The organism is Stenotrophomonas maltophilia (genome assembly GCF_047497515.2).
GTDB lineage: Bacteria > Pseudomonadota > Gammaproteobacteria > Xanthomonadales > Xanthomonadaceae > Stenotrophomonas.
On the sequence record NZ_JAXAXL020000030.1, the window covers coordinates 1 to 14,330 of the forward strand.

Annotated in this window: 12 protein-coding genes; 5 read left to right on the forward strand and 7 right to left on the reverse strand. The window is 68.1% G+C overall.

Going from position 1 to position 14,330, the window contains the following annotated elements:
• Window positions 1-650: 650 nt before the first annotated feature.
• Both pdxY and ACMZPQ_RS22415 read left to right on the forward strand, forming a co-directional pair.
• Window positions 651-1,559 (forward strand): pyridoxal kinase, encoded by a 909-nt coding sequence (gene pdxY, locus ACMZPQ_RS22410; protein ID WP_197583474.1) that lies wholly within the window; start codon window positions 651-653, stop codon window positions 1,557-1,559.
• Window positions 1,556-2,680: a prephenate dehydrogenase gene (locus ACMZPQ_RS22415; RefSeq protein ID WP_197583475.1), complete on the forward strand. Its 1,125-nt coding sequence runs from the start codon at window positions 1,556-1,558 to the stop codon at window positions 2,678-2,680. Before pdxY ends, ACMZPQ_RS22415 begins: the two co-directional genes overlap by 4 nt.
• A gap of 203 nt (window positions 2,681-2,883) precedes the next feature.
• Here the strand turns inward: ACMZPQ_RS22415 and ACMZPQ_RS22420 are convergent, their stop codons facing one another.
• The 5 genes from ACMZPQ_RS22420 to ACMZPQ_RS22440 form a co-directional block, all read right to left on the reverse strand.
• On the reverse strand, window positions 2,884-3,078 hold the full coding sequence (locus ACMZPQ_RS22420; RefSeq protein ID WP_197583476.1) for a hypothetical protein: 195 nt from the start codon (window positions 3,076-3,078) through the stop codon (window positions 2,884-2,886).
• Between the two features lie 70 nt (window positions 3,079-3,148).
• Complete coding sequence (locus ACMZPQ_RS22425) at window positions 3,149-4,924, reverse strand: ABC transporter transmembrane domain-containing protein (protein ID WP_197583479.1); 1,776 nt, start codon at window positions 4,922-4,924, stop codon at window positions 3,149-3,151.
• A complete protein-coding gene (locus tag ACMZPQ_RS22430; protein WP_197583480.1) occupies window positions 4,917-5,513 on the reverse strand; it encodes a YigZ family protein in 597 nt (198 codons plus the stop codon). The genes ACMZPQ_RS22425 and ACMZPQ_RS22430 overlap by 8 nt, the downstream gene beginning before the upstream one ends.
• A 39-nt stretch (window positions 5,514-5,552) precedes the next feature.
• A complete protein-coding gene (locus tag ACMZPQ_RS22435; RefSeq protein WP_197583481.1) occupies window positions 5,553-6,554 on the reverse strand; it encodes a hypothetical protein in 1,002 nt (333 codons plus the stop codon).
• Window positions 6,551-7,069 (reverse strand): RNA polymerase sigma factor, encoded by a 519-nt coding sequence (locus ACMZPQ_RS22440; protein WP_295572063.1) that lies wholly within the window; start codon window positions 7,067-7,069, stop codon window positions 6,551-6,553. Before ACMZPQ_RS22440 ends, ACMZPQ_RS22435 begins: the two co-directional genes overlap by 4 nt.
• 247 nt (window positions 7,070-7,316) lie before the next feature.
• Between ACMZPQ_RS22440 and ACMZPQ_RS22445 the strand changes: the two genes are divergently transcribed.
• Window positions 7,317-10,172 (forward strand): bifunctional diguanylate cyclase/phosphodiesterase, encoded by a 2,856-nt coding sequence (locus ACMZPQ_RS22445; protein WP_197583484.1) that lies wholly within the window; start codon window positions 7,317-7,319, stop codon window positions 10,170-10,172.
• A 19-nt stretch (window positions 10,173-10,191) separates the two neighbouring features.
• Here the strand turns inward: ACMZPQ_RS22445 and ACMZPQ_RS22450 are convergent, their stop codons facing one another.
• Window positions 10,192-10,785, reverse strand: coding sequence for an LOG family protein (locus tag ACMZPQ_RS22450; RefSeq protein WP_197583485.1), 594 nt, complete (start codon window positions 10,783-10,785; stop codon window positions 10,192-10,194).
• Between the two features lie 101 nt (window positions 10,786-10,886).
• Window positions 10,887-12,383, reverse strand: a complete 1,497-nt coding sequence (locus ACMZPQ_RS22455) for an aminotransferase class III-fold pyridoxal phosphate-dependent enzyme (RefSeq protein ID WP_197583486.1) — start codon at window positions 12,381-12,383, stop codon at window positions 10,887-10,889.
• Between the two features lie 211 nt (window positions 12,384-12,594).
• Between ACMZPQ_RS22455 and queA the strand changes: the two genes are divergently transcribed.
• Window positions 12,595-13,662 (forward strand): tRNA preQ1(34) S-adenosylmethionine ribosyltransferase-isomerase QueA, encoded by a 1,068-nt coding sequence (gene queA / locus ACMZPQ_RS22460; protein WP_197583488.1) that lies wholly within the window; start codon window positions 12,595-12,597, stop codon window positions 13,660-13,662.
• A gap of 139 nt (window positions 13,663-13,801) precedes the next feature.
• The coding region (locus ACMZPQ_RS22465) for a tRNA-guanine transglycosylase (protein ID WP_495495861.1) at window positions 13,802-14,330 on the forward strand (529 nt) is incomplete at its 3' end.

Here is a 14,330-nt window from a genome sequence, read left to right on the forward strand (position 1 = left end):
CGGCACATTTCAGTTGGGCAAACCCCTCGACGTCGAGGGGTTTTGGGCGAGGGTGAGGATTGCTCAAATGTCTCGAATTCGAGACATTTGGAGCTGGCGTCATCTGATGCCGAGGTTCGAAAAGCGTCACGATGTCGCTTTTGGGGGCTTGGCAGGCGGTGTGGTATAGCCCGGGCTGGGCCAGCGGTGCAGTGACGCTGCTACGCCAAAACGGACATTGTGTCCGAAATGGGTCGACGTCGACGCATTTCACTCAGGCAAATGCCGCGCGGGCGCGGCATTTGGATCGAGGGTGAAGCTGGCTCAAATGTTTCGACGTCGAAACAATTACCGCCTGGTATGGATTTCCCCTGGCGCAACGTCGTCGGATCTGCACTGGGTAGTCCCGCCACATCCCGGGTAGTCCGGCATCAATTATCCCGCCCGGTCCCCTTGGAATATCTCACCCCCGAACACCCATGGATGGGTTCACGGCGTCCCCGCACTCCGACACCGCCCCGCCACCCCACGGATAGCTCGCTTTGGCTTTTGTTGTCGCTGTCGCTGTCGCTGTTGCTGTCGCTGTTGCTGTTGCCGGCCAGCGGCCGGCACTACAGCAGGTGCAGGGCTGCAAGCCCTGCCGAAAACCCCCTTGGGCGTAGAATGCGGGCATGAGCGAATCCCTCGACAACCATCTGGTCCACGGCCGCCGCCAGCGGCCCGACGGCCCATCGCCGATCGATGTCATCTCGGTCCAGTCGCAACTTGTCTATGGCCACGCCGGCAACAGCGCCGCCGTCCCGCCGATGCGCGCCCTCGGCGTGCGCGTGGCGGAAATCCCGACCGTGCTGCTGAGCAACGCGCCGTTCTACGACACCACCCGCGGCCGCGTGCTGCCCGCCGACTGGTTCGCCGACCTCCTGCTCGGTACCTACGAACGTGGCCTGCCGCAGCGGGCAAAGATGCTGGTGTCCGGCTACTTCGGCAGCACCGCCAACGGTGCGGCCTTCGCCGACTGGCTGGACGAGATCCTGCCAACCTGCCCACAGCTGCGCTACTGCCTGGACCCGGTGATCGGCGATACCCACACCGGGCCCTATGTAGAGCCGGGCCTGGAAGCGATCTTCGCCGAGCGCCTGCTGCCGCATGCCTGGCTGGTCACGCCGAACGCATTTGAACTGAATCGCCTCACCGGCATGCCGGCGTTGGCGGAGGCCGATGCCATTGCTGCCGCCCGTACGCTGCTGGCGCGTGGTCCGCAGTGGGTGATCGCGCACAGCGTCGGCGGCAACCCCGGTGAGCTGGTAACCCTGGCCGTCGGCCGCGAGGAAACCTGGCGCTGGACCTCGCCGCTGCTGCCGGTGGACGTGGCCGGCACCGGCGATGTGCTGATGTCACTGGTGGTGTCGTTCCTGCTGCGCGGTGAATCGATGCAGCAGGCGATCTCGCGCGCCATTGCCGGCACGCATGCGGCATTGGAAGCGACCCTGGCCAGCGGCTTCGAGGAGTTCGACGTGATCGCCGCGGCACCTGCTGCCTTGGCCGATGGTGCGCGCTTCCGCGCCGAACGCGTGGCATGAGCGTTGTGCACACGCGCACGCCGCGCACGGTCGGCATCGTCGGCAGTGCCGGCGCCTACGGGCGCTGGCTGACCCGCTTCTTCGAGCAGCACATGCAGCTGCAGGTGATCGGCCACGATCCCGCGGACCCGGCTTCGCACACGCCCGAGCAGTTGTTGGCGCAGGCTGACGTGCTGGTGTTCTCGGCACCGATCCGGTACACACCCGCGCTGATCGCCCAGTACGTGCAGCAGTCAGCGGGGCGCGAGCGGGACCGCCTGTGGCTGGACGTGACGTCGGTGAAGGAAGCGCCGGTGCAGGCGATGCTGGCCTCGCAGGCCGAAGTGGTCGGCCTGCATCCGATGACCGCGCCGCCGAAGGCGCCGACCCTCAAGGGCCGGGTGATGGTGATCTGCGAAGCACGGTTGCAGCAGTGGCAGCCGTGGGTCGATGCGCTGTGTGCGGCGCTGCAGGCCGAATGCGTGCGCGCCACCCCGCAGCATCACGACCAGATGATGGCGCTGGTGCAGGCGATGGTGCACGCCACGCACCTGGCCCAGGCCGGCGTGCTGCGCCAGTACCAGGCGCAGCTGGGCGATCTGGCCGCGATGATGCCGTACCGCTCGGCCTCGTTCGAACTGGACACCGCGATCATCTCGCGCATCCTGTCACTGAACCCGGCGATCTATGAAGACATCCAGTTCGGCAACCCGTACGTAGCGCCGATGCTGGAACGGCTGGTCGGGCAGTTGCAGGCCCTGCAGGCCCAGGTCGGGCAGGGCGACGATAGTGCACGCGGGGCATTCCGTGAGCAGCTGTTGTCGGCCAACCGCAGCGCCTTCGGTGAGCAGGCACTGGCTGAAGGCAACTACACCTTCGAGCGGGTGGGCTACCTGCTGGCCGACCTGACCGAGCGCAACGCGCTGTCGGTGCATCTGCCGGAAGACCGGCCAGGTTCGCTGCGCGAGCTGCTCAACGTGTTCGAACAGCATCGCATCAGCCTGGCATCGATCCACTCCTCGCGCACGCCGGGGGGCGAGGTGCATTTCCGCATCGGGTTCGTGGCGGGCAGCGATCCGCAGGCCATTGCGAGGGCCGCCGCGGAGGTTGACGCCAGCGGGATCGGCCGGGTGCTCGGCTGACGGGGCACATTCATCCACAGGCGGTGTGGATGGTTGCTGAGCAAACATGTGGATAACCGCGCACAGCCCTTGGCAGGCAAGGCTGTCAAGATGGTTGATCAAAAATTGATCACGCCATTCTTGTAAAGCCGAGCCATGCTCGGCTGCTTCTGGTCAAAGCACGTGTCGACCAAGGTCGACACCCACCAGGCTGCGTGGCAGCGCTAGATCGTCAACCTCAACTCACCACCGCTGGTGGTGAACTCGTGGCCATTGCGTACCAGCAGGCGACCGTCGTCCAGCTCGTAGCGCGGGGTGGATTCGGAGTGATGCCCGCTGCCATTGGCCTCGGGCTTGAACTCGATGATGATGTGGCTTTCGCCATTGCTGTCGACGGCGGGGAACTGACGGAACGACATCGTGCACCTCCTTCAGCGCATGCTGCTGATACGCCGTCAGCTTGGCCTCGCCGATGTTAGGCGACTGTCATCAATCGATGAACTGCAGCCTTGCCAGTTCAGCATAGAGGCCGCCTTCGGCCAGCAGCTGCGCGTGCGTGCCTTCTGCCACGATGCGGCCCTGGTCCATCACTACGATGCGGTCGGCCTTGAGCACGGTGGCCAGGCGGTGCGCGATGACCAGCGTCGTGCGGCCAGCCATCAACCGCTCCAGCGCCTGCTGCACGCCATATTCACTCTGTGCGTCCAGCGCGCTGGTGGCTTCGTCCAGCAGCAGGATCGGAGCATCCTTCAGCAGCGCACGGGCAATGGCCACGCGCTGCTGCTGGCCGCCGGACAGGCGTGCGCCACGTTCGCCCAGCTCGCTGTCGTAGCCCTGCGGGAGGGCGCGCAGGAAGCCATCGGCCTCGGCCGCACGCGCGGCGTCTTCGACCTCGGCATCGCTGGCCTGCAGGCGGCCATAGCGGATGTTGTCACGCGCGCTGGCGGCGAACAGCGTCGGCTGCTGCGGCACCAGTGCCAGCTGCGCGCGCAGCTCGGCCGGGTCGACCTGGCGCACGTCGACGCCATCCACGCAGATGCGGCCGCCGGCCGGATCGTGGAAGCGCAGCAACATCGACAGCACGGTGCTCTTGCCCGCGCCCGACGGGCCGACCAGCGCCACGGTCTCGCCCGGGCGCACGTGCAGGGTGAAATGGTCCAGTGCGGCCTGGTCTGGCCGCTGCGGGTAATGGAACACCACATCGTCGAACTGGATTTCGCCACGCAACGGCTGCGGCAGCGCATGCGGCTGTGCCGGCGCACGGATCTCGATGTCCTCCTGCAGCAGCTCACCGATGCGGCCCATGCCGCCGGCCGCACGCTGCAGTTCGTTCCAGACTTCGGCCAGCGCGCCGACCGAGCCACCGCCGATCAGCGCGTATAGCACGAACTGGCCCAGGGTGCCGGCGCTGAGGCGGCCATCGATCACGTCGTGTGCGCCCAGCCAGAGCACGCCGACGATGGCGCCGAACACCAGCAGGATGGCGCTGGCGGTGACCAGCGACTGCGCGCCGATGCGGCGGCGGGCGGCCTTGATGGCGTCGCCCAGCGCGTGGTCGAAGCGGCCACGCTCGTAGGGCTCGCGTGCGTGCGCCTGCACTGTGCGCACCGCGCCCAGAGTCTCGCTGGCCAGGCTGTTGGCATCGGCGATGCGGTCCTGGCTGCTGCGCGCGACGGTGCGCAGCTTGCGCGCACCGATGATGATCGGCAGCACCGCCAGCGGAATGCCCAGCAACGACCACGCGGCCAGGCGCGGGCTGGTGACGAACAGCATGGCCAGGCTGCCGACCACGGTGACACTGCTGCGCAGCGCGACCGACATGGTGGAACCGACCACGCTGCGCAGCAGCTCGCTGTCGGCGGTCAGGCGCGAGACCAGTTCGCCGCTGCGGCTGCGGTCATGGAAGCCGGCGCCGAGCTGGATCAGGTGCGCGTACAGGCGGCTGCGCAGGTCGGCGACGACCTTTTCGCCCAGCAGCGACACGAAGTAGAAGCGTGCGGCCGTCGCCAGCGCCAGCACCACCGCCACCAGCATCAGCAGGGCGAAGGCACGGTTGATCTGGCCGCCGCTGCTGAAGCCGTGGTCGATCATCTGCTTCACCGCGGGTGGCAGGCTCAGCGTGGCCGCCGAAGACACCGCCAGCGCCAGCAGCCAAGCGCTGAACAGGCCGCTATGGCGGCGCACGAACGGCCACAACGTACGCAGGCTGCCGAGGCGGCGCAGCGGCGGGGTCGAGGCGGCGGCGCCATCCTTGTTGTCAGTCATCCTGGTCGTCGTTCTGTATGCGGATACGATCACGGGTGGCGTCGCGCAGGCGGATTTTCAATGCGTCGACCTGATCTGCAGGCAATTCGACCCGCAGGCAGACGCCCTCGGCATCGAACTGTTCATCACGCTTCTCGGCACCAAAGGCGGGCAGGGCGGCGTGCAGGGTGCCCAGATCCTCGAACCCGGCCAGCAGTTGCAGCCGGGCCATGCTCACCAGCGGCAGTCGTGGCGCGGTCCGCAGGCATTCGGCGGCGGCTCCGCCGTAGGCGCGGACCAGGCCGCCGGCACCCAGCTTGATGCCACCGAACCAGCGCGTGACCACCACCATCACCCGGTCGAAGCCCTGGCCGTCTATCGCGGCCAGGATCGGCCGCCCGGCGGTACCTGCAGGCTCCCCGTCATCGCTGGAGCGGTAGTCCTGGCCGTGGCGGTAGGCCCAGCAGTTGTGCGTGGCATCGGCCACCGCGACCTGTTGCAGGAACGCCATCGCGGCGGCTGCGCCGTCAATCGGCGAAGCGTGGGCGATGAAGCGGCTGTGCTTGACGTCCAGCGTGTGGCTGACCGGTTGGGCGAGGGTGTCGGACATCCCCGCCATTCTACGGGGTGGCCCCTGTTTCCGTGGGTCTCAGTCGTCCAGCAGCGGTCGCAGATCGTGCGGCAGGCGCGACTCCGGATACTGCTGGAGGTAGCGCTCCAGGCTGGCACGGGCGAGATCGCGCTGGCCTTGATCGCGGCGCTCGCGGATCTTCTGCAGCCATTGCCGGCGCGGCAGGCGCGCATCGGCGTTCACCTCGGCCTGCACTGCATCGGCGCTCAGGCCCGCATCGTTGCTGCGGCGCATGACGCCGGGTGCAGAGCGGTAGGTGGCAACGCGCTTGCTCGACGTGACGTCGACGCGATCCAGTGCCGGGGCCGGTTCGGCGTCGGCTGCACTGGCCTCTGCTGCTGCAGCACCGTGCGCCCGCATGGCGCCGAGCGAAGCCGGTGCGGATGCGGGAGCAGGTGCCGAGTAGGCAATCGGTGCCGGAGGTGCGGGCGCCGCTGCTGGCGGCGGGGGTGGCAACGCTGCGAAGGCGGTATCGGCGACAGGTTCTGCGACCGGTTCTGCGACGCGTGCGCGGCCAGCTTCTGCCTTCGCCGATGCAGGAGCCGGCGCTTGAGCGGGTTTTGCCGCAGGCGGTGCGGGTGCGCGGGCGAGGGCCGGCGCGGCCACCGGTGCCGCCTGTGGAGCGGCCTCTGGCGCAGCGGGAGGCGACGCCCTCGCCGTTTCCGTCGCGGCGCCTTCGGCAGCCTGATCGGCCATGGCGGCGTCCGCTGCGGGTGCTGTGGCGACTTGGGCTTCGCCCGCCGGAATCGGGGGCGGCTCGGGGCGCAGCTGCCAGGCAATGCCGATGGCGAACACCATCGAAGCAGCGATGCCGAACACGGCCGGCCAGCGTGGCCGCGAACGTCGCGTACGCGGCGCATCCGGGGCGGCAGTGATGCCGGCGGACGGGGCGTCCACGGCCGCGCGCGCCGCAGCCAGGATGGCGGCATCCAGCGCGGCCGGCGGGGCCCGTTCGGCGTGACGGCCGAGCAGGCGGGCCAGCTCGTGTTCTTCCGGCGTCAGGGGGTCGTCTCGGTTCATGCGTTCAGTCCCGCACGCAGCTTGTCCATCGCATAGCGCAGCCGCGATTTCACGGTTTCCCGGCCGACGCCGGTGATCTGGCCGATCTCCTCCAGGCTCAGTTCCTGATCCAGCCGCAGCTGCAGCACTTCACGCTGCTCGGGCGGCAGTTGTTCCATCGCCAGCTGGATGCGCCGACGTTGTTCGAATTCGGAAAGCTCGGCTTCCGGGGTCTGTGCGTCCTCGATCGCGGCCAGGCGCAGCTCGGCATCGGCCGGCGCGGCAGGGCGATGGCGGGCGGCACGCCAATGGTCGTTCAGGCGGTTGTGCGCGATGCGGAACAGCCAGGTGCTGAAAGCGGCTTCAGGTTGCCAGCCGGCGCGGGCACTGATCACCCGCTGCCAGACATCCTGGAAGATCTCCTCGGCCAGCGCGTTGTCGCGCAGCTGCCGCAGCAGGAAGCCGAACAGGCGCTTGCGATGGCGCGCATACAGGCTTTCGAATGCACGCAGGTCGCCACCGGCCCAGGCCAGCATCAAGGCTTCATCGGTTGGCAGTGCGCTGGCTTCCACGGCGTACAGGGTAAGGCCTGCAGGCGGTGGCGCATAGCCGGTGGCGGGGCTGGGCAGGGCGAGGTTCATGGCTCGGAAAGGGCAAGAGGCAGCAGGAAAAACGTACGGACGCACGATTCGGGGTTTCCGGGCTTCCATTGCCCCCCGGGTGGCGCGCTATGCTCGACGGCTCAGGGGAGGCGACGCATCGACGGCGCCAAGAGATTGTCATTTGTCCACGCATGCTGAACCGGCGGAAGAGCCACCACACGAGGTCGTGCTGAGCACGGCGCTGGTGCGCGCATTGCATGCGCTGTTGCCGGAATCGGCCGTGATCCGGGTCGGCTGGGATGACCCGCAGCTGGGCTGTGGCACGGGCGGTTGGCCGGCGGTCGCGCGGCCCAGTGCAGGGCCCGACCACGCCGCCGTCGCGCCCGGCGGCGGTGATGGCCAGCATGGCTGGGAGTACGACGGTGCACGGCTGCTGTTGTCGGTGGCAGGGGCAGTGCCCTCGCCGGCATGGTGGGGGCTGGCCCGCCAAGCGATGGAGCTGGCGCTGCAGCGCGGCCGCCAGGCAGGGCAGATCAAGGCGCTGGAAGAGGCCGAGCGCCTGCAGCAGGCACTGTTCCAGATCGCCGACCTGGCCGGTGCCGACCTGGAGATGGGCGAGATGCTGCGCCACGTGCACGGCGTGCTGGGCACGCTGATGTACGCCGAGAATTGTTACATCGTCGAATATGACGATGTCCGCGACCAGATCCGCTTCCTGTACTTCGCCGACCAGGTCGATGACTTCGTTGCCGATCCGACGCAGAGCCACGACGCCAGCGAGATGCCGCGCAGCCTGACCGTGGCGTTGCTGCGCCATGGCAAACCGCTCAGTGGTCCGTCGCGTGAACTGGTGGCGCGGGTGGTGCAGCAGGAACACGACCCGCAGCGTGGCCCGGATAGCCTGGACTGGCTCGGCGTGCCGATGCTGCGCGATGGCCGCGTGTGCGGGGCCATCGTGGTGCAGAGCTATGAACATGCCGCCCGCTATGGCGAGGCCGAGCGCGCCCTGCTGGGGTTCGTGGCACAGCACGTGCAGACCGCGATGGACCGGCGCCAGGCGCAGGTGCGGCTGGAGCAGCAGGTGGAACGGCGCACCCAGGAACTGCGGCGGGCCAACCGCAGCCTGCAGGATGAGGTCGCCGAACGGCGTCGTGCCGAGCAGTTGCAGACCGCGTTGTACAACATTGCCGAAATGGCGATGTCGGCCGACAGCCTGGCCCAGTTCTACGGGCAGGTGCATGGGGTGGTCGGGCGCCTGCTCGACGCCCGCAATTTCTACATCGCGCTGGTCAACGCGGCCGGCAACGGCCTGGATTTCGTCTATTCGGTGGACGAGCACAATGCCAGCCGCCCGCCGCGGTCGTTCAGCCGGGGCTTGACCGAGTACGTGGTGCGTAACCGGCGCCCGCTGCTGGCCTCACGCGCGCAGATCGACGCGCTGCTGGCTGCCGGCGAAGTGCGCGAGCATGGTGCCCGCTCGCACTGCTGGCTGGGCGTGCCGTTGCTGCGCGACGACGAAGTGGTCGGCGCGATCGTGGTGCAGAGCTACAGCGAGCACAGCACCTTCAGCGTGCACGATCAGCGGCTGCTGACCTTCGTCGCGCAGAACATCGGTACCGGCCTGGCCCGCCAGCGCGACCAGCAGCGGCTGCGCTCGGCCCATGCCGAACTGGAAAAACGCGTGGAGGAGCGGACACGCGAGCTGGCCGAAGTGAATGAAAAGCTGCTCGGCCAGATAGGCGAGCGCCTGCGTGCCGAACAGCGCCTGACCCACCAGGCCATGCATGACGCGTTGACCGGCCTGCCCAACCGCCTGCACCTGCTGGACCGCCTGCAGGACGCGCTGGCGCTGGCCAAGCGCCAGGGTGGCCCGGTGTTCGCCGTGCTTTTCCTCGACCTGGACCGCTTCAAGCTGGTCAACGACAGCATCGGCCATGCTGCCGGCGACCGCATGCTGGTGGAAGTGGCCAAGCGCATCGTGTCGATGGCCGGCCCCGAGGATGTAGTGGCACGGCTGGGCGGCGACGAATTCGCCGTGCTGCTGCAGTGTCCGCAGGGCCTGGCGCAGGCCCTGGATTTCGGTCAGCGCCTGCTGCTGGCGCTGCAGGAATCGATGTGGATCGCCGGGCGCGAACTGTTCCCGTCCGGCAGCCTCGGCATCGCCTTGTGGAACCCGCGTTACCGTACCGGCGAAGAGCTGCTGCGCGATGCCGATGCGGCGATGTACCGGGCCAAGGCGCAGGGCCATGACCGCTGCTCGATCTTCGACGAGGATATGCGTGAACAGGCCATGCGCAGCCTGGACCTGGAGGCGGACCTGCGCCGTGCCATCAACAACCGCGATTTCATGCCGTTCTACCAGCCGATCGTGCGCCTGTCCGACGGTGCAGTGGTGGGCCATGAGGCGCTGCTGCGCTGGCAGCATGAGCGCCGCGGCCTGCTGCTGCCGGGCGCGTTCCTGGAACTGGGCGAGGAGAGCGGCCTGATCGAACAGGTCGACTGGCTGATCTACGAGCAGGTCATCGCCGGCCTGGCCGACGACGGCGAAGGGTACGTTTCGGTGAATGTGTCACCGCGGCACTTCCGTTCGGCCGAATTCAGTGGCCGCCTGTTCGGCCTGCTCGACAGCTGCGGTGCCGATCCGCGCCGGCTGCGCCTGGAGATCACCGAGGTGGCGCTGCTGGACGATGGCCCGCATACGCTGCGCATCCTGCAGGGCCTGCGCGAGCGCGGCATCCAGGTGCAGCTGGACGATTTCGGGACCGGGTTCTCGGCACTGTCCTACCTGCACCGCTTCCCGATCAGCACGCTGAAGATCGACCAGAGTTTCATCGCCGGCCTGCACGGTCCGGAAGTGCAGAGCACGCGGGCGCTGGTCGAGGGCGTGCTGTCGCTGGCGCGCACGCTGGGCATCGAGACCATCGGTGAAGGCATCGAGACCGAGGCGCAGCGTCAGACCCTGCGCGAACTCGGATGCGACTACGGCCAGGGCTACCTGCTGGGCCGGCCCGCGCCCTGGGCACACGCGGTGGCCTGAGCCACCGCGTGCCGTTGCATCAGCGCAGGGCGGCGCGGCGCTTTTCGTCAATCCACTTCGATGCCTGGGCAGGCTGGTAGTTCTGCATCCAGGCCAGCATCTCTTCGATGTCCGAGCCGTACCACAGGTCCTGGCGCTGGTCCGGATGCAGGAAGCGCTCCTCCACCATGCGATCGATCATGCCGATCAGCGGCGCATAGAAGCCATCCACATCGAGGAACGCGCACGGCTTGTTGCCGATGCCCAGCTGGCGCCACGTCAGCATCTCGAAGATCTCTTCCATTGTCCCGAAGCCGCCGGGCAGGGCAACGAAGCCATCGGCCAGGTCGAACATGCGCGACTTGCGCTCGTGCATCGAGCCGACGATCTCCAGTTCGGTCAGGCCGCGATGGGCCACCTCCCAGTCGGCCAGCTGGCGCGGGATCACGCCGGTTACTTCACCGCCTGCGGCGAGCACGGCATTGGCCACGGTTCCCATCAGGCCGACGTTGCCGCCGCCGTACACCAGGCGCAGGCCGTCGCGGGCGATGCGGTCGCCCAGGGCAATGGCGCGCTCGGTATAGGCCGGCTTGCTGCCAGCGTTGGAGCCACAGTAGACGCAGATGGACTTCATGGGGGTTCCTGTCTCTTGGTGCGGAAACGAAAACGCCCCGCCGGCGACCGGGTCAGTGGTCGCGGGCGGGGTGTTCATGGAGTATGACGCGTTGGGCGGGCTTACGCCGCGGCGGCCTGCTCGCGGCGCGGACCCTCACGCAGGGCGCGTCCGACCATGCACACCAGCAGGTCCAGCTCATCGCTGTCCATGCCGAAGTGCGGGGTGAAGCGCAGCGAATTCTCGCCGCCGTGGATCACGTTGATGCCGTGCTGGCGCAGCCATTCCTCGGTGGAATTGGCGCCGTAGCACTTGAACTGCGGTGCCAGCTCGCAGGAGAACAGCAGGCCGGTACCCTGCACCTTGGTGATCAGCCCGCCCAGCTCGCCCTTCAGCTGTTCCAGCTTGCGCACGGCTTCGGCACCGCGTTCGGCGATGTTGGCGCGCACCTGCGGGGTCAGCTGGGCCAGGGTGGCGCAGGCCACGTCCAGCGCACGCGGGTTGCTGGTCATCGTGTTGCCGTAGATGCCCTTGCGGTACAGCTGCGCGGCATGCTCGGTCACCGCCAGCACCGACAGCGGATACTGCGCGGCGTTGAGTGCCTTGGAGTAGGTCTCCATGTCCGGCGGGTCCAGCCCTTCGAAGCCCGGGTAGTCAACCACCGACAGCACGCCATGTGCGCGCAGGCCGGCCTGGATCGAGTCCAGCAGCAGCAGGCTGCCGTGCGCGCGGGTCAGTTCACGGGCCAGCGCATAGAACGCCGGCGGCACCGAGCGGCCCGGGTCACCTTCGCCCATCACCGGCTCCAGGAACACCGCCTCGATGAACCACTGGTTGCGTGCGGCATCCTCGAACACCTTGCGCAGGCCGGGCTCGTCATACGGTGCAACGGTGATCACCGAATCCTCGCCACGGTAGCTGGCCAGATGCTGCATGTAGCTCTTGCGGCTGGAGTCGGAGTACAGGGCCGGGCGATCGGTGCGGCCATGGAAGCTGCCCTTGACCACCACGCGCTTGATCGTGGCGCCGGCATGACGGGCGCCCGGGTCGGTCTGCAGCTTGGCGTTGACGTCGGCGATGCGCGCGGCCAGGCCAACCGCCTCCGAGCCGGAATTCAGGCACATGAAGCGGGTGAACGGGCAGCCGCCACGGCGATGCCCGATCTCAGCGCGCAGGGCGGTGATGAAGCGCTGCTGCGACAGGCTGGGGGTCATGATGTTGGCCATCACCTGTGGGCGCGCCATCGCCTCCAGCACGGCGTCCGGGGTATGGCCGAAGCCGAGCATGCCGTAGCCGCCAGCGTCGTACAGCACGGCACCCTTCAGGGTGACCACCCACGGGCCGCGCGCGGCCAGCGCCACGTACGGGGTCACCGCATCATCGGCATAGAAATTGACGAAGCCGTCCTGCATGGCATCAATCTGGGCCTGCTCGTCCTGCGCCAGCAGCGGCCCGAGGTCGGCCTGCACGCGCGCGAATTCTTCGGCGGCGGCATCCACCGCGGCGACCAGCTGCGGGTGCTGGGCGGACAGGGCGGTCAGGGTGGCATCGTCCAGGCCGGTGGTGAGGCGGGTGCCGGGCTGGGTGCGCAGGGGGGCGAGGCGTTCGATGAAGCTCATTGCAGATCTCCTGAAACAATGGGTCGCACGGGTCTTCAAAAGCAAAACGCGCGTCATCACGCGCGCTTGGGGGCAGGCTCGTGCAGCGGACTTCCATCTCGATGCTAGCACTTGTTTTTTTGCGCGATAACCCCGCAAAAGACTGCTGCATAGCAGCATTTTGCGCGACGTTCGCGGCCATGCGCGCCGGCTCGCAGACGCTGGACGTACAATGCGCGCCATTGTCGACCTGTTGCCGCCCACTGCCTTGAAGAAGTCCGATTTCCATTACGACCTGCCGGCTGAACTGATCGCTCAGGCGCCCCTGGCTGAACGTTCCGCCAGCCGCCTGATGCTGGTGCCGCCGGCCCCCGCCGCCTTCACCGATCTGCAGGTGCGCGACCTGCCGTCACTGCTGCAGGCCGGTGATCTGCTGGTGTTCAACGACACCCGGGTCATTCCGGCGCGCCTGTTCGGGCAGAAGGCCAGCGGTGGCCGTGTGGAGATCCTGATCGAGCGCCTCCTCGGCGGCCAGCAGGCGCGTGCGCAGGTCGGGGCCAGCAAGTCGCCGAAGGCCGGCAGCCGCATCGCGCTGGATGCCGGCGGCGAGGCCGAGGTGCTGGGCCGCGATGGCGAGTTCTACGTGCTGCAGTTCCACGTGCCCGAGTCGCTGGAGCAGTGGTTGCTGCACGCCGGCCGCCTGCCGCTGCCGCCGTACATCCAGCGTGAGCCGGGCGTGGACGACCGCGAGCGCTACCAGACCGTGTTCGCGCGCGAAGTGGGCGCCGTGGCGGCACCGACCGCCGGCCTGCATTTCGACGAGCCGCTGCTGGCCGCACTGAAGGAGAAGGGCGTGGACTTCGGCCACGTCACCCTGCACGTGGGCGCGGGCACCTTCCAGCCGGTGCGTGCGGACGACCTGAAGGACCACGTGATGCACCGCGAGTGGCTGAACGTCGGCGCGGAGCTGGTGCAGCAGGTGCGGCGCACGCGCGCCGCTGGCGGCCGGGTGATCGGCGTCGGCACCACCGTGGTGCGCGCGCTGGAAAGCGCGATGCGCGATGGCGAACTGCTGCCGTTCGCGGGCGAGACCCAGATCTTCATCACGCCCGGCTATCGCATCCGCAGCGTGGACGCGATGGTGACCAACTTCCACCTGCCGGAAAGCACCCTGCTGATGATGATCTCCGCGTTTGCGGGCAAGGAACGCGTGTTCGAGGCCTACCAGCACGCGATCGAGCAGCGCTACCGCTTCTTCAGCTACGGCGACGCCATGCTGCTGTTCCCGCAGGCGGGCTGAGGAGGCAGGGCAACCTGGGAGGGTAGGGTGCTCTGTGAAGGAGGGCAGCCTGGGAAGGGAAGGCCCCTGTGGGTGCGCACCTTGGTGCGCACGCCTTCTTGGGAGACAATGGACGACTATTTGCCTGAATGACCGCTCCATGTCCCGACTGCAGTTCCAGCTCAAGACCCGCGACGGCCGTGCCCGCCGTGGCCGCCTGACCTTCCCGCGCGGCACGGTGGAAACGCCGGCCTTCATGCCGGTGGGAACCTATGGCTCGGTCAAGGGCATCCTGCCGGACCAGGTGCGTGCGCTGGGCGCCGAGATCATCCTCGGCAACACCTTCCACCTGTACCTGCGCCCGGGCCTGGACATCATCGCCGACCACGGCGGCCTGCACGGCTTCTGCCGCTGGGATGGCCCGATCCTGACCGACTCCGGTGGCTTCCAGGTGTTCTCGCTGGCCCATCGCCGCAAGATCACCGAGCAGGGCGTGACCTTCGCCTCGCCGACCGACGGTGCCCGCGTGTTCCTGGGCCCGGAGGAGAGCATGAAGATCCAGAAGGTGCTCGATTCGGACGTGGTGATGATCTTCGACGAGTGCACCCCGTACCCGGCCACCGAGGACGTCGCCCGCCGCTCGATGGAGCTGAGCCTGCGCTGGGCCCACCGCACCCCCAAATCGCAAT